The organism is Microlunatus sp. Gsoil 973 (assembly GCF_009707365.1).
GTDB lineage: Bacteria > Actinomycetota > Actinomycetes > Propionibacteriales > Propionibacteriaceae > Microlunatus.
This window is the reverse complement of record NZ_CP046122.1, coordinates 703,249-724,911: the sequence shown is the minus strand read 5'-3', so window position 1 is coordinate 724,911 and position 21,663 is coordinate 703,249. Positions and strand designations below refer to the sequence as shown.

General features: G+C 66.8%; 21 protein-coding genes and 1 pseudogene. 7 read left to right on the top strand and 15 right to left on the bottom strand.

Going from position 1 to position 21,663, the window contains the following annotated elements; all coding sequences use genetic code 11:
- The first annotated feature begins 4 nt into the window (after positions 1 to 4).
- Positions 5 to 841 (top strand): putative RNA methyltransferase, encoded by an 837-nt coding sequence (locus GJV80_RS03345; RefSeq protein ID WP_154686677.1) that lies wholly within the window; start codon positions 5 to 7, stop codon positions 839 to 841.
- On the opposite strand, the gene GJV80_RS03340 is transcribed toward GJV80_RS03345, so the two are convergent.
- The 11 genes from GJV80_RS03340 to GJV80_RS03290 all read right to left on the bottom strand — a co-directional run bounded on the left by GJV80_RS03340 (position 795) and on the right by GJV80_RS03290 (position 12,187).
- Entirely contained in the window at positions 795 to 2,690 is a 1,896-nt protein-coding gene (locus GJV80_RS03340; protein WP_154686676.1) for an ABC transporter ATP-binding protein, read from the bottom strand. The two genes, GJV80_RS03345 and GJV80_RS03340, sit on opposite strands and share 47 nt — an antisense overlap.
- 142 nt (positions 2,691 to 2,832) lie before the next feature.
- Complete coding sequence (locus GJV80_RS23600; protein WP_230208093.1) at positions 2,833 to 3,381, bottom strand: helix-turn-helix domain-containing protein; 549 nt, start codon at positions 3,379 to 3,381, stop codon at positions 2,833 to 2,835.
- A 244-nt stretch (positions 3,382 to 3,625) separates the two neighbouring features.
- Positions 3,626 to 5,224, bottom strand: a complete 1,599-nt coding sequence (locus GJV80_RS03330; protein ID WP_154686675.1) for an ABC-F family ATP-binding cassette domain-containing protein — start codon at positions 5,222 to 5,224, stop codon at positions 3,626 to 3,628.
- Between the two features lie 92 nt (positions 5,225 to 5,316).
- Positions 5,317 to 5,709, bottom strand: a complete 393-nt coding sequence (locus GJV80_RS03325; RefSeq protein WP_154686674.1) for a metal-sulfur cluster assembly factor — start codon at positions 5,707 to 5,709, stop codon at positions 5,317 to 5,319.
- The gene (sufU, locus tag GJV80_RS03320) at positions 5,706 to 6,179 is read right to left on the bottom strand and encodes a Fe-S cluster assembly sulfur transfer protein SufU (RefSeq protein WP_154690003.1); all 474 of its coding nucleotides are present in this window, start codon (positions 6,177 to 6,179) and stop codon (positions 5,706 to 5,708) included. The genes GJV80_RS03325 and sufU overlap by 4 nt, the downstream gene beginning before the upstream one ends.
- 30 nt (positions 6,180 to 6,209) lie before the next feature.
- Entirely contained in the window at positions 6,210 to 7,472 is a 1,263-nt protein-coding gene (locus tag GJV80_RS03315; RefSeq protein WP_195909320.1) for a SufS family cysteine desulfurase, read from the bottom strand.
- Between the two features lie 23 nt (positions 7,473 to 7,495).
- Complete coding sequence (gene sufC, locus GJV80_RS03310) at positions 7,496 to 8,266, bottom strand: Fe-S cluster assembly ATPase SufC (RefSeq protein ID WP_154686672.1); 771 nt, start codon at positions 8,264 to 8,266, stop codon at positions 7,496 to 7,498.
- A 54-nt stretch (positions 8,267 to 8,320) separates the two neighbouring features.
- Entirely contained in the window at positions 8,321 to 8,641 is a 321-nt protein-coding gene (locus tag GJV80_RS03305) for a non-heme iron oxygenase ferredoxin subunit (protein ID WP_154686671.1), read from the bottom strand.
- Positions 8,641 to 9,891: a Fe-S cluster assembly protein SufD gene (gene sufD, locus GJV80_RS03300; protein WP_230208092.1), complete on the bottom strand. Its 1,251-nt coding sequence runs from the start codon at positions 9,889 to 9,891 to the stop codon at positions 8,641 to 8,643. Before sufD ends, GJV80_RS03305 begins: the two co-directional genes overlap by 1 nt.
- A 61-nt stretch (positions 9,892 to 9,952) precedes the next feature.
- Positions 9,953 to 11,431, bottom strand: a complete 1,479-nt coding sequence (gene sufB / locus GJV80_RS03295; RefSeq protein WP_154686670.1) for a Fe-S cluster assembly protein SufB — start codon at positions 11,429 to 11,431, stop codon at positions 9,953 to 9,955.
- A gap of 3 nt (positions 11,432 to 11,434) precedes the next feature.
- Positions 11,435 to 12,187, bottom strand: coding sequence for a metalloregulator ArsR/SmtB family transcription factor (locus GJV80_RS03290; RefSeq protein WP_195909135.1), 753 nt, complete (start codon positions 12,185 to 12,187; stop codon positions 11,435 to 11,437).
- Positions 12,188 to 12,384: 197 nt separating this feature from the next.
- Between GJV80_RS03290 and GJV80_RS03285 the strand changes: the two genes are divergently transcribed.
- Both GJV80_RS03285 and GJV80_RS03280 read left to right on the top strand, forming a co-directional pair.
- The gene (locus GJV80_RS03285; protein WP_154686669.1) at positions 12,385 to 12,858 is read left to right on the top strand and encodes a hypothetical protein; all 474 of its coding nucleotides are present in this window, start codon (positions 12,385 to 12,387) and stop codon (positions 12,856 to 12,858) included.
- Between the two features lie 3 nt (positions 12,859 to 12,861).
- A complete protein-coding gene (locus GJV80_RS03280) occupies positions 12,862 to 14,376 on the top strand; it encodes a multicopper oxidase family protein (protein WP_230208091.1) in 1,515 nt (504 codons plus the stop codon).
- A 7-nt stretch (positions 14,377 to 14,383) separates the two neighbouring features.
- Here GJV80_RS03280 and GJV80_RS03275 read toward each other — a convergent pair whose 3' ends face one another.
- Positions 14,384 to 15,469 (bottom strand): ATP-dependent DNA ligase, encoded by a 1,086-nt coding sequence (locus GJV80_RS03275; RefSeq protein WP_154686668.1) that lies wholly within the window; start codon positions 15,467 to 15,469, stop codon positions 14,384 to 14,386.
- Entirely contained in the window at positions 15,399 to 15,764 is a 366-nt protein-coding gene (locus GJV80_RS03270) for a hypothetical protein (RefSeq protein ID WP_154686667.1), read from the bottom strand. The genes GJV80_RS03275 and GJV80_RS03270 overlap by 71 nt, the downstream gene beginning before the upstream one ends.
- Before the next feature lie 238 nt (positions 15,765 to 16,002).
- Here GJV80_RS03270 and GJV80_RS03265 point away from each other — a divergent pair, with 238 nt between their 5' ends.
- From GJV80_RS03265 to GJV80_RS03250, 4 genes are all read left to right on the top strand, one after another.
- On the top strand, positions 16,003 to 17,406 hold the full coding sequence (locus GJV80_RS03265; protein ID WP_154686666.1) for an IS1380 family transposase: 1,404 nt from the start codon (positions 16,003 to 16,005) through the stop codon (positions 17,404 to 17,406).
- A 241-nt stretch (positions 17,407 to 17,647) separates the two neighbouring features.
- The gene (locus GJV80_RS03260) at positions 17,648 to 18,358 is read left to right on the top strand and encodes an ABC transporter ATP-binding protein (protein ID WP_154686665.1); all 711 of its coding nucleotides are present in this window, start codon (positions 17,648 to 17,650) and stop codon (positions 18,356 to 18,358) included.
- Positions 18,355 to 19,122: an ABC transporter permease gene (locus tag GJV80_RS03255; protein WP_154686664.1), complete on the top strand. Its 768-nt coding sequence runs from the start codon at positions 18,355 to 18,357 to the stop codon at positions 19,120 to 19,122. Before GJV80_RS03260 ends, GJV80_RS03255 begins: the two co-directional genes overlap by 4 nt.
- Positions 19,110 to 20,135, top strand: coding sequence for a heme A synthase (locus GJV80_RS03250; protein WP_154686663.1), 1,026 nt, complete (start codon positions 19,110 to 19,112; stop codon positions 20,133 to 20,135). The genes GJV80_RS03255 and GJV80_RS03250 overlap by 13 nt, the downstream gene beginning before the upstream one ends.
- A gap of 16 nt (positions 20,136 to 20,151) precedes the next feature.
- Here GJV80_RS03250 and GJV80_RS24915 read toward each other — a convergent pair.
- Both GJV80_RS24915 and GJV80_RS03245 read right to left on the bottom strand, forming a co-directional pair.
- A pseudogene (locus GJV80_RS24915) lies at positions 20,152 to 20,478 on the bottom strand (hypothetical protein); the annotation flags it as partial.
- A gap of 155 nt (positions 20,479 to 20,633) precedes the next feature.
- Positions 20,634 to 21,587: a heme o synthase gene (locus GJV80_RS03245; protein ID WP_370518886.1), complete on the bottom strand. Its 954-nt coding sequence runs from the start codon at positions 21,585 to 21,587 to the stop codon at positions 20,634 to 20,636.
- Between the last annotated feature and the right edge of the window lie 76 nt (positions 21,588 to 21,663).

Sequence of the window (21,663 nt, the reverse complement as noted above, 5' to 3'; positions counted from 1 at the left end):
CCAGATGATCGACACGATCAGTGATCTGCTGCGCTGCCCGGTCTGTAGGCTGCCGTTCGCCGTTCAGCAGGCGGCCGTCCGGTGCGAGTCGGGCCACAGCTTCGATGTCGCCCGACAGGGCTATGTGAACCTGTTGACGAGGCCACCCCGGGGCGTCAACGCCGACACCGGAGAGATGATCGCGGCCCGCGACCGGCTGCTCTCCGCGGGGCACTACGCGCCATTGGCCGACCGGCTCGCGAGAGTCGCCTCGGAGGTCGTGCCGTCCGCGCCGGCGATGCTGGAGGCCGGCGCCGGAACCGGCTACTACCTGGACCGAGTGATCAACCGGCTGCCGGCTGCCCGCGGTGTGGGGACCGATCTCTCGCCGTACGCCTGCCGCCGGATCGCCCGGATCGATCGGGCCGGTGCGGTCGTTGCCGACACCTGGGCAGGGCTTCCGGTCCGCGACCAGGTGCTCGACCTGATCATGGTGGTCTTCGCTCCTCGGAACCCGGCCGACTTCGCCAGGATGCTGCGTCCTGGCGGCCGGTTGCTGATCGCGGCTGCCAACGGTGATCACCTGGCGGAGGTACGGCACCGGCTCGGCATGATCGACGTTCGGCCGGGCAAGTCCGAGACGCTGCGCACCTCCCTGCAGGAGTGGTACCAGGTCGAACACAGTGAGGAGGTCCGCGCGCAGTTGCTGTTGGACAGGTCCGCGCTGACCGATCTGGTGCTGATGGGCCCGACAGCGCACCATCGACCGGACGATCTGCCGGCCCGGATCGCGGCGCTCCCGGATCCGACAGCGGTCACCCTGTCGGTCGGACTGTCGACGTTCCGTCGGCGGCTTCGCTGAACTGGGTCCGATACAACTCGGCGTAGAGGCCGCCGACGGCCAGCAGCTGATCATGGGTGCCGGACTCAACGATCCGGCCGTGATCAACGACCAGGATCTGGTCGGCGTTGCGGACGGTCGACAGCCGGTGCGCGATCACCAGGCTGGTGCGGCCCTGCATGGCCTGGTCAAGGGCTCTCTGTACGGCCACCTCCGACTCCGAGTCCAGGTGGGCCGTCGCCTCGTCCAGGACGACGATCGGTGGCGCCTTCAGCAGCAGCCGGGCGATCGCCAGCCGCTGCCGTTCACCGCCGGAGAGTCGATAGCCGCGTTCCCCGACGACCGTGTCCAGGCCGTCCGGCAGCGTCGCCACGAGATCGCCGACCTGGGCCGCGTACAACGCAGCCATCAACGCGGCGTCGTCGGCTTCCGGCCGGGCGTAGCGGAGGTTGTTCCGGATCGTGTCGTGGAACAGGTGGGCGTCCTGGGTGACGTAGCCGATTGCCCGGTGCAGCGAATCCTGACGCAGTTCGCGGACGTCGGTGCCACCGACCCGGACCGCGCCCGACGTCGGATCGTAGAGCCGGGCGACGAGGTGGGTGATCGTCGTCTTGCCGGCGCCGGACGGGCCGACCAGAGCGACGGTCTGGCCCGGCCGGGCGACGAAGTCCACGTCGTACAGGACGGGGTTGTCCGGCCGGGACTCGGTCCTTGCGATCACCTCGAGGCTGGCCAGTGACACCTCCTCCGCCCGCGGATAGCTGAAGCCGACGTGATCGAATTCGACCGAAGGCGGCCCGCCGTACTGCGTCGCGTCCGGGCGGTCGTCGATCATCGGCGGCAGATCCAGCACCTCGAAGACCCGCTCGAAGCTGACCAGCGCCGTCATCACGTCGATCCTGACGTTGGTCAGCTGGGTGATCGGTCCGTACAGCCGGGCGAGCAGTCCGGCGAGCGCAGTCAGCGTGCCGACCGTCAACGAGCCCTGGATCGCGAACACCCCTCCGACGCCGTAGACCAGCGCAGTCGCCAGCGCGGCGACCAGGGTCAGGGCGGTGATGAAGAGCCGACCGTTCAGTGCGATTCGTACCGAGACGTCGCGCACCGCGCCGGCGCGGGAAGCGATCACCTCGTGCTCGTCCCGCTGCCTGCCGAACAGCTTGACCAGCAGCGCCCCGCTGACGCTGAAACGCTCCGTCATCGCCTCGGACAGTTCGCCGTTCAGCTGCATCTGTTCCCGCGTCATCCCGGCGAGCCGGCGGCCCATCAGCCGGGCCGGGATGACGAAGATCGGCAGCAGCACCAGCGCGGCAAGCGTGAGCGGCCAGCTGAGCAGCAGCATGGCGATCAAGGTGGTGATCAGGGTGATCGAGCTGGACACCACGGTGATCATCGTCGAGGTGAAGGCCTGCTGGGCGCCGATCACATCGGAGTTCAGCCGGGACACCAGTTTGCCGGTCTGGGTCCGGGAGAAGAAGGCGATCGGCATCCGCAGTACGTGGTCGTACACCTGGGTGCGCAGGTCGAAGATCAGGCCTTCACCGATCCGTGACGAGAGCCACCGCTGCACCACCGAGAGTCCCGCGTCGACGACGGCGAGAACGGCGACGAGGAGGGCGAGGCGGACCACGACGGCGGCGTCCCCGGCGAGTACGCCGCGGTCGATGATGGACTTGAACAACAGGGGCGGGATGACGCCGAGACCGGCGTCGACGACAACCATGATCAGCAGGCCGAGCACCTGCCAGCGGTATTCGCGGCCGAATCCGATGACCCGGCGGAGAAGCCCCTTGGACAGCCGATGATCCAGGACTTCACGATCATGTCGGGACATTCGCATCATGCTGAAGCCCGCACCGCGCATGCTCATGAGTCCCCAATGTAGGTCTCGATCGCCGGATCGCGACCACCATCTCGTAGTCGAACGTCTGGTACGCAAACACCTGGTACGCCAAGGCCCGGACACCTGGTGGGTGTCCGGGCCTTCGGTGGGCTGTGATCAGCTGTGACGCTCAGCGCTTCCGGGTGGTCTTCTTGGCCGCGGTAGCCTTCTTCGCGGTGGTCTTCTTGGCTGCCGGAGCCTTCTTCGCGGTCGTCTTCTTGGCCGCCGGGGCCTTCTTCGCGGCGGTCTTCTTGGCCGCCGGAGCCTTCTTCGCGGTCGTCTTCTTGGCCGCCGGAGCCTTCTTCGCGGCGGTCTTCTTGGCCGCCGGAGCCTTCTTCGCGGCGGTCTTCTTGGCCGCCGGAGCCTTCTTCGCGGCGGTCTTCTTGGCCGCCGGAGCCTTCTTCGCGGTCGTCTTCTTGGCCGCCGGAGCCTTCTTCGCGGCGGTCTTCTTGGCCGCCGGAGCCTTCTTCGCGGCGCCCCGGGTTGCGCCGCCGCGACCGCGCAGGTCGACGCCCGCCTCGGCCAGCACACCGTGTACGAAGCCGTAGGACCGTCCGGAGTCGTCGGCGATCGCGCGGATGCTCTTGCCTCCCGCGTAATCCCTCTTGTACTGGGTCGCCAACTTGTCGCGTTCGGCACCCGTGATCCGAGAACCCTTAGCTAGTGATGCCTTGGCCACTCTTCCTCCTGGATTCCAGTCATCAAGCGGGTACTCGATGACATGTCAGCACCATGACTTGTGATCAATGATCGCTGCTTCAAGATCAATGATCAATCATTTGTAGCATTCGGCGGGTCGTTTTGCGCAATTTCTTCGCCATGATCACTGATCATGACCGCCGTATCGGTGCAGCAAGATCGACAACCAGGGGAAATGATCACTATTTGTAGTGATCGTTTCAGCCATGATCACCGGCTGGTGATCACGCCAGGGTGATCAACTCGGCGTAGTCGGGGGTCCACAGATCCTCGGTGCCGTCCGGCAGGACGAGCACCCGGTCGGGTTCCAGCGCCTCCACCGCTCCCTCGTCGTGGGTGACCAGGACGATGGCTCCGACGTAGGACCGGATCGCGCCGAGGATCTCTTCTCTGGAAGCGGGATCGAGATTGTTGGTGGGCTCGTCGAGCAGCAGGACATTGGCGCTGGAGACCACCAGGGTGGCCAATGCCAGGCGGGTCTTCTCCCCACCGGACAGTACGCGGGCCGGCTTGTCGACGTCGTCCCCGGTGAACAGGAACGAGCCGAGCACCTTGCGGACATCGGTCTCGTTGAGGTCCGGTGCCGCAGTCTTCATGTTCTCCAGCACCGTGCGGTCGATGTCGAGAGTTTCGTGCTCCTGGGCGTAGTAGCCCAGCTTGAGTCCGTGGCCCGGATGCACCTGGCCGGTGTCCGGGTCGGCCAGTCCCGCCAGGATCCGCAACAGGGTCGTCTTGCCCGCGCCGTTCAGGCCCAAGATCACCACTCGACTGCCGCGGTCGATTGCCAGATCGACGCCGGCGAACACCTCGAGCGACCCGTAGGCCTTGCTCAGACCCGACGCGGTCAGCGGTGTCCGACCGCTCGGTGCCGGTTGGGGCAGCTTGATCTTGGCCACGCGATCTTGGACTCGTTCGGCCTCGAGGCCGTCGAGCATGCGCTGCGCGCGGCGCGCCATGTTCTTCGCGGCAACCGCTTTCGTGGCCTTGTGACCCATCTTCTCGGCCTGGGCGAACAGCCGGTCAGCCTTGCGTTCGGCGTTCTTGCGCTCCCGACGGCGGCGCTCCTCGTCGGTGGCCCGCTGTTGCAGATAGCGCTTCCAGTTCATCGCGTACACGTCGAGGACGGCCCGATTTGCGTCGAGGTGGAACACCTTGTTCACCGTCTGCTCCAGCAGGTCGGTGTCATGGCTGATCACCATCAGGCCGCCGGGATAGTTGATCAGGTAGGAGCGCAGCCAGGCGATCGAGTCGGCGTCCAGGTGGTTGGTCGGCTCGTCGAGCAGCATCGTCTCCGCACCGGAGAACAGGATCCTGGCCAGTTCGATCCGCCGCCGCTGCCCGCCGGACAGCGTCCGCAGCGGCTGGTTGAGAACACGGTCCGGCAGTCCAAGGTTGCTGGAGATCCTGGCGGCTTCGGCCTCGGCCGCGTAGCCGCCCGCGGCGCTCAGTTCAGCGTCGATGCGGGCATATCGTTCCATCGCCTTCTCCCGCACGTCGTCGTCGGCTGAGGCCATCTCCAGTTCGGTCTTGTGCAGCCGGGCCAGCACCGTGTCCAGCCCGCGGGCGGAGAGGATTCGATCTTTGGCCAGGATGTCGGGGTCGCCGGTCCGCGGATCCTGCGGCAGATAGCCGACGCTGCCGGTGTGGGTGATGGTTCCGGCAGCGGGCTGACCCTCGCCGGCCAAGATCCTGGTCAGCGTGGTCTTACCGGCGCCGTTGCGCCCGACGAGTCCGATCTTGTCGCCGGGTGCGACCTGGAACGACGCCTTCTCCAGCAACAGCCGGGCAGCGACCCGCACCTCGACATCCCGTACGACCAACACGCGTTTACGATCCCTCACTCGGCCGTACGGCCCAAATCCATTTCTGATCAGAGAGGTCCTGTTCGGACCCGGTTCTGATCAGCTTGTTCCGGTCAGACGTTGAAGCCGAGGGCCCGCAGCTGTTCGCGACCGTCCTCGGTGATCCGCTCCAGCCCCCACGGCGGCATCCACACCCAGTTGATCGTCGCCTTCTCCACCAAACCCTCCAGCGCCGAGGCCGTCTGGTCCTCCAGGACGTCGGTCAGCGGGCAGGCCGCGGTGGTCAGCGTCATGTCGATGGTGACCGCGTTGTCGTCCTCGACGTGTACGCCGTAGATCAGTCCGAGATCGACGACGTTGACCCCGAGTTCGGGGTCGACGACGTCCTTCATCGCCTCGGTCACATCCTCGACGGTGACGGCGGCGGTGCCGGCCTGTCCCGTCGTCGACAGATCATCGGGCAGGTTGTCGCGAACCAGGTCCGAGGGTCGGGTCTGTTCGGTCATGAGATCACCTTCTCTTCGGTCTGGATCTGTCCGGCCTGTGCCCGGATCACGGCGTCCTTGAACGCCGACCATCCCAGCAGGGCACATTTCACCCGGGCCGGGAACTTCGCCACGCCCAGGAACGCGATGCCGTCCTCGAGATCGGATTCGAGCGCGCCGGCGTCGGCACCCCCCTGGCTCTGCATCATCGCCAGGAACTCATCGTGCAACTGCAAGGTCTCGGTGATCGACTTGTCGCGGACCAGGCCGGCCATCACCGAGGTCGACGCCTGGGAGATCGAGCAGCCCTGGCCGTCGTAGGAGACATCGCCGACTTTCCCGTCGGTCAGGTGCACCCGCAGGGTCACCTCGTCCCCGCAGGAGGGGTTCACATGGTGAACCTCCGCCTCGTGCGGGTCCCGCAGACCGCTGAAGTGCTTGGCACGGTAATGGTCCAGGATGATCTCCTGGTACATCTCCTCAACGTCCATGCTCACGCGTGATCCACCCGTCATCGTTCGTCACTTGTCGAAAAAGGCCCTGGTGTAGTGCAACGCGTCCACCAGCTGGTCTATTTCGGCGGTGGTCGTGTAGAGGTAGAACGACGCACGGGTGCTGGACTGGATGCCGTACGCCTCGTGCAGCGGGCGGGCGCAGTGGTGCCCTCCGCGGACCGCGACGCCCCGGGAATCCAGCAGCTGGGCGATGTCGTGCGGATGGATCTGGCCGTACTTTCCTTCCAGGGTGAAGGAGATGGCACCGCCACGGTCCACCGGCCGGCCGCGACCATCGAGATCGGTCGGGCCCAGCACCGTCAATCCGTCGATCTCGGTCAGGGCCCGGAGGGCGTACCCGGTGATCTCCTGCTCGTGATCGGCGATGGCCTCCATGCCGATCGTGTCCAGGTAGTCGGCCGCAGCGGCCAGCCCGACGGCCTGCGCGATCGGCGGCGTGCCCGCCTCGAACCGGTGCGGCGGAGCGGCGTAGCTGGATCCGGTCATCCGGACGACCTCGATCATCTCGCCGCCGCCGAGGAAGGGAGGCAGTTCGGCGAGCAGGTCGTAACGGCCCCAGAGCACGCCGATGCCGGTCGGGCCGACCATCTTGTGCCCGGTGAAGGCGACCAGATCCGCACCAAGTTCCTGGACGCGGGTAGGCAGCTGCGGTACGCCCTGCGAGCCGTCAACGATCATCGTCGCGCCGACGGCGTGGGCCTGGTCGGCGATCTGCTTGATCGGGTTCAGCGTGCCGAGCACGTTGGACACCCAGGCCAGCGAGACGACCTTGGTGGAGGAGTTGATCAGGTTCTGCTCGGCGGCCTTGGCCAGATCCAGCCGACCGTCCGGCGTGACGTCGAACCAGCGCAGGGTTGCGCCGGTCCGTTGGCAGGCCAGCTGCCAGGGGACGATGTTGGAGTGGTGCTCCATCACCGAGACGACCACCTCGTCACCGGGCTTCAGCTGCGAGCCCAGCGTGTAGGCGCACAGGTTGAGCGCCTCCGAGGCGTTCTTGGTGAAGACGATCTCCTGCTCGCCGGCGGCGCCGATGAATCGAGCGATCCTGGCCCGGGAGTTCTCGTAGGCCTCGGTCGCCTCGGCGCCGAGCAGATGCATCGCCCGTGCGACGTTGGCGTTGTGGTTGAGGTAGTGATCATCGATCGTCTCGACCACGACCTGGGGCTTCTGCGAGCTGTTCGCCGAATCCAGGTAGGCCAACGGATACTTCCCGACCGTCCGGTCGAGGATCGGGAAGTCTCCGCGGATCGCATCGACGTCGAACGGGATCTCCGGCGCCTGGAGGAGGGCCATCAGACCTGCGCCGCCTTCGCTGCCTGCACGTAGCTGTCGTAGCCCTCGGCCTCGAGCCGTTCGGCCAGTTCCGGACCGCCCTGGTCGGCGACCTTGCCCGCGACGAAGACATGCACGTAGTCGGGCTTGATGTACCGAAGGATCCGCGTGTAGTGGGTGATCAACAGCACGCCGCGATCGCCCTGGGCGGTGTAGCGGTTGACGCCCTCGGAGACGATCCGGAGTGCGTCGACGTCCAGGCCGGAGTCGGTCTCGTCGAGAATGGCGAACTTGGGGTTCAGCAGCTCGAGCTGGACGATCTCATGACGCTTCTTCTCTCCGCCGGAGAAGCCCTCGTTGACCGAGCGGGAGGCGAATTCGGGATCCATCCGGACCCGGTCCATCGCGTCCCGGACCTCCTTGGCCCAGGTCCGCAGCTTGGGTGCCTCACCGTCGATCGCGGTCTTGGCAGAGCGCAGGAAGTTCGACACCGAGACGCCGGGGACCTCGACCGGATACTGCATGGCGAGGAAGAGACCGGCCCGGGCGCGCTGATCCGCAGTCAGGCCGACGATGTTCTCGCCGTCCAGCAACACCTCACCCTGGGTGATCGCGTACTTCGGGTGGCCGGCGATCGAGTACGCCAATGTGGACTTACCGGATCCGTTCGGGCCCATGATCGCGTGGATCTGGCCGGAGTCGATGGTCAGATCGACGCCCTTGAGGATCTCCTTGGCGCCGTCCTCGGTGTTGACCGAGACGTGCAGGTCGCGGATATCGAGAGTAGACATTGTGGTCGGGTTTCTCCTGGTGCTTCGGGGTGTGACTGTCGGTCCGGGATGTGTTCAGTTGAGCGGGTTCTCGACATCGATGTACACGTCGTCGTTCTCGATCTTGACCGGGTAGACGGCGACCGGTTCGGTGGCCGGCAGGCCGAGCGGCTCACCGGTCTTCAGGTCGAAGCGGGATCCGTGCATGTAGCACTCGATCTCGCCGTTGCCGACATCGCCCTCGCTGAGCGGGATGGCGGCGTGGCTGCATTCGTCGATCACCGCATAGATCTCGCCGCCGGAGTTGACGACGGCGATCTCCTCGCCGTCGACCTCGACCGCGACGGCGGATTCCGGCGCGACACTGGCGAGCGGGCAGGCCCTGACGAACGCCATCAGCCAAGCTCCTCCGCGCTGACCGCGTACGAGTCAGGGGTGCCGATGTTGATCGCCAACTCCTTCTCCACCGCCTGCATCAGACCGCGTTCGACCTCCGGAACGCCGATCTTTCCGATGATGTCGGCGAAGAAGCCGTGGACGACCAGTCGGCGGGCCTCGGCCTCGTCGATCCCGCGGCTCTGCAGGTAGAACAGCTGCTCGTCGTCGAACCGGCCGGTGGTCGCCGCGTGGCCGGCACCGAGGATCTCACCGGTCTCGATCTCCAGATTCGGTACCGCGTCGGCGCGGCAGCCATCGGTGAGCACCAGGTTCCGGTTCGACTCGTAGGTGTTGATGCCCTCGGCCGCCTTGCGGATCAGCACGTCGCCGACCCACACGGTGTGCGCCTTGTCGCCCTGCAACGCGCCCTTGTAGTCGACGTTGGAGACCGACCTGGGCTTGTTGTGATCGACGAAGAGCCGGTGCTCCAGGTGCTGGCCCGCGTCGGCGAAATACAGGCCGAGCAGGTCGGCCTCGCCGCCGACCGAGTCGTAGGCGAGCGACACGTTCAGCCGGACAAGATCACCACCGAACGACACTGCGACGTGCCGGAGCTGGGCGTCCCTGCCGACCAGCGCGTGCTGGGTGGAGTGATGGACGGCGTCGTCGGCCCAGTCCTGGATGGTGACCACGGTCAGCTGTGCCCCGTCCCCGAGGACGAACTCGACGGTGTCGGCGACGACGGCGGAGCCCTCGAAACGCAGCACAACCGTCGCGACAGAGAAGGGCTCGGCAACGATCACCGCGTGGCCGGCCGAGGCCGTGCCGGTGGACACACCCTTGTGCGACAGGATCGTGGCGCCGTCGACGACGGTGTCCTTCGGGATCGTGATCACGGTCGCCGTGCCGGCCGCCTGCCAGGCTCGCGCACTGATCCGGTCGGTCGGCACGTAGCCGCTGCTGCCGACCACCGGATCGTCGGCCGGGACCTCGCTCAGGGTGACGCCGTCGGCCAGGTCGGCGGAGAACTCGACGTTGCCCGGACCGAACGGTGCATCCTTGTGCAGCCCGGCCAGCCGCTTCAGCGGTGTGAACCGCCAGATCTCCTCCAGCCCGGTCGGCACCGGATGATCCTCGATCCGGAACGAGCCCCGCGGGTGCAGGTGGCTGGCCACCTTGTCGCTGGTCTCGATGGCGCCACTCAGGTTGTCCCGGGTCCGGTCGGCATCGGTCCGATCGGGATTCGGGGCAGCATCAGTAACAGTCACGTACGTCGCTTTCTGGCTTGTGATCTCTCAGGCGTGGTTTGGGGACGAGCGACGGGTGCGGTCAGCCGACCGCGCCCTCCATCTGCAGCTCGATCAGCCGGTTGAGCTCGATGGCGTACTCCATCGGCAGTTCCTTGGCGATCGGCTCGACGAAGCCGCGGACCACCATGGCCATCGCCTCGTCCTCCTCCATACCCCGGCTCATCAGGTAGAAGAGTTGATCTTCGCTGACCTTGGACACCGTCGCCTCGTGCGCCATCGACACGTCGTCCTCGCGGACGTCGACATAGGGGTAGGTGTCGGAGCGGCTGATCTGGTCGACCAGCAACGCGTCGCACTTGACCACCGACGCCGACCCGGCGGCACCCTCCTGGACCTCGACCAGACCCCGATAGGAGGCCCGTCCGCCGCCCCGGGCGACCGACTTGGAGATGATCGAGGACGAGGTGTTGGGGGCGCAGTGCACCATCTTGGAGCCGGCGTCCTGGTGCTGTCCCTCGCCGGCGAAGGCGACCGACAGCGTCTCGCCGCGGGCGTGCTCGCCCATCAGGTAGACGGCCGGGTACTTCATGGTCACCTTGGATCCGATGTTGCCGTCGATCCACTCCATGGTCGCGCCCGCCTCACAGGTGGCCCGCTTGGTCACCAGGTTGTAGACGTTGTTCGACCAGTTCTGGATCGTGGTGTAGCGGCAGCGGGCGCCCTTCTTGACGATGATCTCCACGACTGCGGAGTGCAACGAGTCCGAGGAGTAGATCGGCGCCGTACAACCCTCGACGTAGTGCACGTAGGCGTCCTCGTCGACGATGATCAAGGTCCGCTCGAACTGACCCATGTTCTCGGTGTTGATCCGGAAGTAGGCCTGCAGCGGAATCGAGACGTGCACGCCCTTCGGCACGTAGATGAAGGAGCCACCGGACCAGACCGCGGTGTTCAGCGAGGCGAACTTGTTGTCGCCGGCTGGGATCACGGTGCCGAAGTACTCCTCGAAGAGCTCCGGGAACTCCTTCAGCGCGGTGTCCGTGTCGAGGAAGACCACGCCCTGCTTCTCGAGCTCGGCGTTGATCTTGTGGTAGACCACCTCGGACTCGTACTGGGCGGCGACGCCGGCGACCAGGCGGGCCTTCTCGGCCTCCGGGATGCCCAGCCGGTCGTAGGTGTTCCTGATGTCGGCCGGCAGGTCGTCCCAGGTCGCCGCCTGCTTCTCTGTCGACCGGACGAAGTACTTGATGTTGTCGAAGTCGATGCCGGAAAGGTCGGCGCCCCACTGCGGCAACGGCTTGCGCTCGAAGAGCTTCAGCGCCTTCAGCCGGCGCTGCCGCATCCACTCCGGTTCGTTCTTCATCTCGGAGATGTGGGAGACGACCTCGGGGCCGAGTCCGCGTTGCGCCCTGGCGCCGGCCTCGTCGGAGTCGGCCCAGCCGAACCGATAACGCCCCAGGGCCTCCAGATGCTGGTCCTGGGTCTCACCGGTGCCGGCGATCCTGGCTGCTCGCGTATCAGTCAGCGGAGTGGTGCCGGGCTCTTGGACCTGGGTCATATCTCAGTTGCCTTCCGTTGCGATCGATTGCTGCTTCATGCGCTGCTTGACAAGTTCGGGATCGTGGGGGACGTGGGTGGTGCACACGCCGTCGCCGTGGGCGATGGTCGCCAGACGTTGGACGTGAACGCCAAGCAGCCGGGAGAACGTCTCCGTCTCCGCCTCGCACAGCTGCGGGAACTGCGCGGCGACGTGGGCCACCGGACAGTGGTGCTGACAGACCTGCTCACCGGCCACCGCAGGCTGGGTGGACGCCACATAACCCTCGTCGGAGAGGGCCGCCGCCAGGGCCTGCGCCGGCGTCAGCGGCTCGGCCTCCGCGTCCCGTTCGGCTCGCTCACGGATGCTCCGGTAACGGGCCTCGACGTCGACCATCCGGCTCCGCGCCAGTTCCGTGACCGCTTCGGCACCCCCGGTCCGGGTGAGCGCCTGCAGAGCCGCGATCGCCAGCTTGTCGTAGGCCTGGTAGAAGTCGGCACGGCCGGCGTCGGTCAGCTCGAAGACCTTGGCGGGACGCCCCCGTCCCCGAGCGCCGTAGATCCGTTGCTCCCGGGACGTGATCTGTCCCCGAGCGGCCAGTCCGTCCAGATGCCGCCGGATGGCGGCTGCGGTCAGCCCGAGCCTCTTGGCCAGGTCGGCCGCGGTGGACGGTCCGTGCTCGAGAATGGATTGGGCGACCCGCTGCCGGGTCGAGGCGTCCTCGGACCCAGCGTCGCCCGCAGCTGTCTCCAGCGGTGCGTTGCCTGGGTTTTTCACAACACCAGTGTGCTCTTATTACCCGGCCCACTTCAAGGAAGGGTTACCTAACCCTCTCCTGGGAATGACGCGGGTCCCCCGCCGGAATGACATTTCAGCAGTTCCGGTGCGGACCGGCGACTGCAGGGCCATCATGGCCCGAAGGGCCGGTGTCAGGGGATGCGCGCCGCGCAACACCGGCCGAGGGGGAATGACCAATGAAGGTTGTTTATCGCGTCATCGCGTACTTGATCGCGCTGGCCGTTGTCATCCAGGCGGCATCGATCGCTCTGGGATTCTTCGGGCTGACGACCTGGATCGAGAACGGCGGCACCCTGGACAAGGCGGCGGTCGAATCCGAGACCACGCAGTTCACCGGCGTCGGCGGTCTGGCGTTCCACGGAATGTCGGGGACGACGATCATCCCCGCACTGGGACTGTTGTTGATCATCTGCTCGTTCTTCGCCCGTTCGAAGGGCGCGATCACCTGGAGCCTGATCGTGTTCGGGTGCATCGCCGCGCAGGTGGCGCTGGGCATCTTCGCCCACGTCTTGTACCTCCTCGGTGCCGTGCACGGTCTGTTCGCCTTCGGCGTTCTGGGTGCTGCGGCCTGGGCCGGATTCCGGATCGGCCGGCCGGCACATGCGGCGGCCGCGGTGCCCTCGGCGACACCCCGGGTCGAGGTCAGTTAGCCGTTGACCTCTCGACGACGGCTGTGGCGGGTCGCCATCCCGGCGCTCGCCACTGCCGTGATTCTGCTGCCCGTGACCTGGCTCTGGGCCGACAGCCTGATGCCGTCGGCCTACTCGGTGATGGACATGGGTCGCCCCGATTACGGCGGCGGAACGACCGACCATGCACAGGGCTCCGGTCACGGCTCCGGCGTGCAGCACGCCGGTGTGCACCTGCCGGGGATGCGCAGCGTGACGGCGCTGACCACCGACCCGCACCGGAAGGCCGATGTCCGGGTCGACCTGGTCGCTCGTCGGCAGGACCTGCGGATCGGTGGCCGGACGATGCCCGGCTACACCCTGAACGGGAGTTCGCCCGGCCCGATGATCACCGCTGTGCAGGGACAGTTGATCGAAGTGCACCTGCACAACGCGTCGGTGCCCGACGGCGTCACCCTGCACTGGCACGGCATCGACGTGCCCAATGCCACCGACGGCGTGGCCGGCGTGACCCAGGACGCCGTCGGCGTCGGCCACGACTTCGTGTACCGGTTCGTCGCCGATCACGCGGGGACGTTCTGGTACCACTCGCACCAGGTGTCGCACGTCCAGGTGATCGGTGGCCTGCTGGGTCCGTTGGTGATCAGGCCGAGGACGCCCGCCGTCGACGTCCGTGACGTCACCGCGGTGGCCCACGTCTACTCAGGGATCCGCACGATCAACGGTCGGCCGGGTGATCTCGGTGTACCGGCACCGGCCCGACAGCTGGTACGGCTCCGCGTGATCAACACCGACAACGGCCAGTTGCAGGTCTGGTCGACGCTGCCCTACCGGGTGTTGGCGATCGACGGCCGGGACGTGCACGGGCCGACGCCGATCACCGGACGCGTACTGACCGTGCCTGCCGGCGGTCGTGCCGATCTTTCGCTGGTCGTGCCGGCCACCGGCGCCGGCAGGGTCCGGCTGGGATCCTCGACCTCGGTGATCATCGGCAGCGGAACTGCGCCGACCGTGGCGCAGCCGACCGCCGCCGTCGACCTGTTGCACTACGGGAGTCCGGCGGCGACGGCGTCTGCCACCGGGCTGCTCTTCGACCCGTCGGGAGTGGATCGGCGCTTCCGCTACGACATCGGCCGGCGACCCGGTTTCGTGAACGGCAGACCTGGCCTGTTCTGGTCGATCAACGGACACCTCTATCCCGACGTGCCGATGTTCATGGTGGGTGAGGGCGAGGTCGTCAGAATGATCATCAGCAATCACAGCGGCGACGTCCACCCGATGCACCTGCACGGTCACCATGGGTTGGTGTTGTCCCGCAACGGCGTTGCCGCCACCGGATCACCCTGGTGGATCGACTCCCTGAACGTCAGCGACGGCGAAACCTATGTGATCGCGTTCCGCGCCGACAATCCCGGAATCTGGATGGATCACTGCCACAACCTGAAGCATTCCGCCCAGGGCATGATCGGGCATCTGATGTATGCCGGCGTCAGCACGCCGTTCATGATCAGGGGCACCAACGACAACCAACCGGAGTGACCGTCGATCAGCCGGCCAGGATCTCACCGAGATCGAAGTTGACCGGCTCGTCCAGCTGTTGGTAGGTGCACGACTCCGGCGTCCGGTCGGGGCGCCAGCGGTTGAACTGGGCAGTGTGCCGGAAACGGTTGCCCTCCATGTGCTCGTAGCGCACTTCGACGACGCGCTCCGGGCGCAACGGCACGAAGGACAGGTCCTTGCCGGCACTCCACCGGCTGCCCTCAGCATTGCGTGGGGTCCGGTTGCCCTCCAACTGCTTGGCCCAGTCCCATGGATGATCGTCGAAGGTCGTCACCCACGGCTGCAACTCGACGAAGAGCTCCTTGCGGCGAGCGGCCGGGAAGGCGCCGATCACCCCGACCGAGAGCAGACTGCCCGGTTCGCCGTAGCGGCCGTCGGAGTCGTAGAGGCCGAGCAACAGCGAGCCGATCGCGTCCGGGCCGCTCTTGTGGGTGCGATAGCCGGCCACCACGCAGTCCGCGGTGCGCTCGTGTTTGATCTTGAACATCACCCGCTTGTCGGGCTGGTACGGCAACTGCTGTGGCTTGGCGACCACCCCGTCCAGTCCGGCTCCCTCGAACTCGTTGAACCACTGCTCGGCGAGCCGAGGGTCCGATGTGATCGGCGTCAGATGGATCGGTGCCGGCGTGTCGGAGAGAACGGACTCCAACGCCGCACGGCGCTCGGCGAACGGTCGACCGCTGTACCCGTCCTCGCCGAGCGCGAGCAGATCGAACGCCACGAACCGCGCCGGTGTCGTCTCCGACAACATCTTCACCCGGCTCGCCGCGGGGTGGATCCGCTGTTGCAGTTGATCGAAGTCCAGCCGGTCACCGGATGCTCCGATCATGATCAACTCGCCGTCCAGGACGCACTTGTCCGGTAGCAGCTCGCGGAAGGCTGCCACCATCTCGGGGAAGTACCGGGTCATCGGGCGCTCGTTGCGGCTGCCGATCTCGATCTCGTCACCGTCCTTGAAGATGATCGATCGGAATCCGTCCCACTTGGGCTCGTAGCTCAGGTCACCGGTCGGGATCGTCTTCACCGATTTCGCCAGCATCGGCGAGACCGGCGGCATCACGGGCAGGTCCATGACCCAACCGTAGGGGACGTTGCGGTCGGGTGGGGCCAGTCAGTTCCTCGGGTGTCCGGCCGGGCAGCAGCAGGGAGAGCAGGGCTCCGGCGGCGGCGAAACCGACTGCCCACCAGAACGACTGCTGGAAGGCCCCGGACGCAGCCGCAGCGCTGTGCGCTCCGGTCGCGGCACCGGCCAGGATGACCGTCAGGGCCGCCGCGCCGAACGAGCCACCGACCTGGCTGGCGATCCGGCTGATGATCGAGGCATCGGCAATCTCGGCGCGGTCAAGTCCGCGGAAGGCCAGCGCCATCAGCGGCAGGGTGACGGCGCCCAGTCCGAACCCGCGGACCAGCAGGCGAGCATCAACCAGGCGTAACCGCCGGCCCGGCCGACATTGGACAGCCCGTAGAGAACGCCGACCACTAAGCCTGGATCCACCGATGGGCTGGACCGGTTGAGCGCGTCGTGAAGTGAGAATGCCCTTGCGTGTTGGGAAGATCGGACTTGTCTAGGGCACGACTTTCACCATCACGAAGGGCATCTCGTAGATGCAACTGTCTCATACCCGTCCGGTGGCTGTCGCGGCCTTCGATGATCCGAATCTCGTGTCGTCGGCTGGGCTGGTCCCGTTGCTTCGGCTGGCCGAGAATGTCGGTCTGCGTGGGCTGGCTGATGAGTTCCTGACGGTGCCGACCGATAAGGGTGCTCATGCCGGTTTGAAGGTGTCCTCGCTGGTGGCCGGGATGGTCGCCGGCGCTGACAGCATCGATGACATGGCCATCCTGCGTCATGGCGGGATGGGCAAACTCTTCGAATCCGGTTATGCACCATCGACGCTGGGCTCCTTTCTGAGGTCGTTCGCGTTCGGCCACGTCCGCCAGCTCGACGCCGTCGCATCCAGGGTCCTGACCGGCCTAGCCGGTCAGACTCCGGTCGTCGCGGGGATCGATGAGTACGCGGTGGTCGATATCGACGACTCGATCATCGAGGTCCACGGATATGTCAAGCAGGGTTCGGGATACGGCTACTCAGGAGTCCGCGGGCTGAACGCATTACTGGCAACGGTCACCACCGGGCAGTCGGCGCCGGTGATCATCGGTCAACGGCTCCGCAAAGGCTCGGTCGGATCACCGCGTGGCGCGGGCCGGATGATCAGCGACGTGCTGGCCACGGTCGGCAAACTCCGATCAGGCCAAGCCGGCCGAGATCAGCCATGGCGGCCGGTGCTGGTGCGGGCCGACTCGGCCTTCTACGGTCATCCGACCATCGGGTCGGCGGTCCGGGCCGGCGCCGACGTGTCGGTCACGGTGCGACAGACCAGCACCATCAAGGCCGCGATCGCGACTATCGACGATCAATCCTGGACTCCGATCGAATACACCGACGCCGTCTTCGACCCCGCCACCGGGCGGTGGATCTCGCGGGCCGAGGTCGCCGAGATTCCGTTCACTGCGTTCGCTTCCCAGGCGACCAAGCGGCAAATCAGTGGCCGGCTGGTCGTGCGGCGCATTCCCGACCTGAACGCGGTCCCGGGCCAGGGATCACTGTTCGACAGCTGGCGGTTCCACGCCTTCTTCACCACCACCAGCCCGGACCTGCTGGACACCGTGGCCGCCGACAAAACCCATCGCGGGCACGCGATCATCGAGAACGTTCACGCCGACCTGAAGAACTCCGCGCTGGCCCACCTACCCTCGGGAAAGTTCACCGCCAACGCTGCCTGGTTGGTCTGCGCGGTGATCGCGTTCAACCTGACCCGTGCCGCCGCCACGATCACCGGACCCGATCTCGCCAAATCAACCACGGCCACCATCCGCCGCACCCTGATCAGCGTTCCAGCTCGGATCGCATCCTCGGCCCGAAAACTCCGACTCCACCTCCCAACAGCCTGGCCCTGGCACACCGCCTGGACCACCCTGTTCGACCGGGTCAGCGACCCGCCGCCAAACTGACCCTTGACCACCTGCCGAGCACCGGCCCAACCCGAACACGTGGAACACGCCCTACAGCGAGGCCGGGCGACCAGCAGCGCCCGAACGACGAATCACCCGACCAAGATCAACACCGGCGCACGATCCAGCCCATCGGTGGATCGAGGCTAAGGACAGCTGCCTGATCCCTCGACCGCGGAACGACCCCGACCGCTGTACGACCAGTTGTAGTAGAAGACGCCTCCAGCCGTACACTCGTCGCGTGTCATCCCCAGCGCTACAGGTCGACGCGCTCGGTGTCTCCTTCTCCGGACGACCCGTGCTCGATGACCTCTCCCTGCAGGCCAGGACCGGCGAACTGACCGCCGTCCTCGGCCCCAACGGGGCCGGAAAGACCACGCTGATGCGGGTCTGCGCAGGGTTGATCCGCCCCGACCATGGCACCGTGTCGGTGCTCGGTCGGCCTCCGGGCAGTGCCCCGGCCGCAGCCCGGATCGGCATGATGCCGCAGAGCACCGGCGCCTGGTCCGGCATCCGCCCGTTGGAACTGCTGCGTTACCTGGCATCCCTGTACGCCCACCCGCTGGACGTCGAAGTCCTCGCCGAGCGGCTCGGCCTGCACTCGCTGGCCAGGACCACATATCGGCGACTGTCCGGCGGCCAGCAGCAGGCGGTCAACCTGGCCGGCGCGCTGATCGGCCGCCCGGAACTGGTCTTCCTCGACGAGCCGACGGCCGGCATGGATCCGCACGCCCGGAGAGCCACCTGGGACCTGCTGACCGAGTTGGGCCAGGCCGGGGTCAGCATCGTGCTCACCACGCACGCCATGGAGGAGGCGGCCGCCCTGTCCGACCGGATCCACATCGTCGACCGCGGCCACGTCACGGTCAGCGGCACCGTCACCGAACTGACCGCAGGCGGCGCAAGTCTCGAAGACGTCTTCCTGGCCAACACCCACGCGAGCATCGGATGACCAGCAACAAGACACTGGACTTCTCCCCTGCCCCGGGCGCCGCTCCGGCCGGGCGGCGGGTGCTCAGTCACGGCCTCACCGAGACCAGGCTGTTGGTCCGCAACGGCGAACAGTTGCTGCTGGCCTTGATCATTCCCGTGGCGATCCTGGTGGCAGCCCGGTTCCTGGAATCGGAGCTGCTGGGTGAGCAGCTTCCGGCATCCGTGCTGGCGCTTGCCGTCTGGTCGTCGGCCTTCACCTCGGTCGCGATCGCCACCGGCTTCGAGCGCCGCTACGGCGTCCTGGAGCGGCTGGCGGCGACACCGCTGGGCGGCAGCGGTCTGATCACCGGCAAGGCACTTGCCGTGATGATCATCGTTGTTACGCAGTTGATCATCCTGTCGGCGGTTGCCGTTGCGCTGGGCTGGCGCCCGGCGTTCACCGCGGCGACGACAGGGCTGGCGATCATCGCGGTGCTGCTGGCGATCACGGCGTTCGTCGCGTTCGCGCTGATCCTCGCCGGTCGGCTTCGCGCGGAGGCAACACTGGCCCTGGCCAATGTGATCTATGTCGTCCTGCTGGTCGCCGGCGGACTGGTCGTCCCGGCAGCAAGATTCCCGACGGCGATGGGTTACGTGGTACGGCTGCTGCCCACCGGCGCCCTCGGTGAGGAGCTCCGGCAGGCATCGGCCGGGGTTGTCGACGGTTGGTCGGTGCTGGTCCTGGTGTTCTGGGCCGGTGTTCTCGCGATTCTTGCCAGGAAGGTGTTTCGATGGGTCGGCTGACGCTTCCCCGTTCCGGCCGGGCGCTCCGCGTCATGGCGATCGTGTCGTTGATCATGAACATCGTGATCATCGTCACCGGAGGCCTGGTCCGGCTGACCGACTCCGGGCTCGGCTGCCCGACCTGGCCGCAGTGCACACCGGGCTCCTACACACCGCACGCCGCATTGGGCGTGCACGGCGTGATCGAGTTCGGCAACCGGATGATCACCTTCGTGCTGGTCCTGGTCGCCGTGCTGACCTTCGTCGCGGCCCTGCTGCACGACAGCGGGGATCACCGGCGGAACCGCAGGGTGCGCTGGGTGTCCTTCGCGCTCGGCATCGGCATCCCGTTCCAAGGGGTGATCGGCGGAATCACCGTGCTGACCAGGCTCAATCCGTACGTCGTGGCGCTGCACATGCTGGACTCGATGATCCTGGTCGCCCTCGCGGTGTGGTTGGTCCGGCTGACCTGGCCCGCCCCGGCACGCCAGGTGGGTCCGGCGGCCAGGGCGCTGTCGGTGATCACCTTCGGACTGGCCTGGCTCGTGGTCTGCCTGGGCACCGTGGTGACCGGATCGGGACCGCACGCGGGCGACCTGGGGTCCCGGCGCACCGGGCTCAATCCGGCCGACATCAGCCATCTGCACTCCGGAGCCGTCTACCTGCTGGTCGCCGCGACGATCGGCTGCATCGTGCTGCTGCGCAACCGGGCGGCCGTCCTGCTGCTGCTGGTCGAGATCTGTCAGGGTGTGATCGGATTCGTGCAGTACTACAGCAACCTGCCGATCGGGCTGGTCGCGGTGCACATGCTGGGCGCGGCGTCGACGATGGCGCTGGCCGCCAACGTGCTCTGCTCGGTCCGGCTGAGGTCCGGCGACGGCGGCCCCGGCGTCAGAGCAGGTTCCGCGCCTGCTTCAGATCGCCCAGCCAATGCCGAGCCCCCGACACCTGACCGGACAGTTCCCGCGGGGTCCCCACCGATGCGCCGCTCCGGGCCAACAACTGCAGCGCTGCCGGGACCTGATCAGGTCTGAGACGGCGCGCCAGCGTCACGTGCGGCGCCCAGAACCCCGGACCGAAGCGGTGTTCGACCGGCGGCGGGCAGGCGGCGAACACCTTCTGCTGCAGTTGCAGCAACTCGACCGTCGCGACCACCTGACGGACCAGGATCAGTCCGGGACGCCCCACCTTCGGGATGCCGAAGATCATCGGAGCGCCGACCACCACCGGCAGCGGCAGCGCGTCCGACAATGTCGGACCGAGCCCCAACGCGATCGGCACCGGGATCTGTTCACAGGCGATCATGGTGATGTGCGGACGCCGGGATGCCCCCGACGGCGAGCGGTGTTCACTGGGCAGTCCGGCATCGGCGAGCATCCGCCATTGCCGCTTGATTGCTGCTTCGGATTCGTCGTCCAGCAACAGTTCGATCGAATGAACCACCGGTTGCCTTCCCGTCAGGGCGCTGATGCCCGGATTATCCCGTACCAACGCGGCGTACGGCCAGTGCCCCGCCGATCAGCGCCAGGTGATCAGCGCAGCAACGGGTCGACGGCGGCTGCGACGAAGATCAGCGCCAGGTATGAGTTCGACCAGTGGAACAGCCGCATCGGCTTCATCAGGGCGTCGCTGAGACCTGCCTTGGCGCGGCGCAGCAGTTGCACCGACTCGACCAGCAGCGCGACACCGCAGACACCGGCGACGATCGGATACAGCCAGCCCGTGTGGGCGACCGGCCAGAGCAGCATCGAGGTGGCGACGGTGAGCACCGAATAGATCAGGATCCGCCAGGCGACAGCTACCGGGGGTTTCACCACCGGCAGCATCGGCACCTCGGCGGCCGCGTAGTCCTCCCGGTAGCGCATCGCCAGCGCCCAGGTGTGCGGCGGCGTCCAGAAGAAGACGATCGCGAACAGCACCAACGGCGCCCAGGCCAGTGACGCGGTCACCGATGTCCAGCCGATCAGCGGCGGGAAGCATCCGGCGATCCCGCCCCAGACGATGTTCTGGGAGGTGTGCCGCTTCAAGATCATCGTGTAAATCAACACATAGAAGGCGTTCGCCGCCAGTGCCAGCAGCGCGGACAACCAGTTGACCAGAAATCCGAACCAGAGCAGCGAAAGCACGCCGAGCACCGCACCGAAGACGGCGGCCTTCCGCCAGCTGACCGTGTGCCGTGGCAACGGCCGGCGACGGGTCCGGCGCATCCGCTCGTCGATGTCGCGGTCCAGGACGCAGTTGAAGACGTTGGCGCTGCCGGCGGCGAAGATGCCGCCGACCAGGGTGGCGAGGACCAGCAACAGGTTCGGCACACCGCCGGCCGCCAGGAACATCGCCGGCACCGTGGTGACCAGCAGCAGTTCGATGATCCGCGGCTTGGTCAGGGCGACATAGGCCCGGACCACGTCCCAGACCCGGGACCGTGGGTCGCCGGTCGACCCGTGGGTACCACCCATCTCGGAACTGGGCACCTGGGGGCTGGCCACGTGCGGACTCGTCACGCCCGATCTCCTACACAGTGTCGTACGTATGCGCTCCTGCAGTGTAGACCTGTCACCGGCT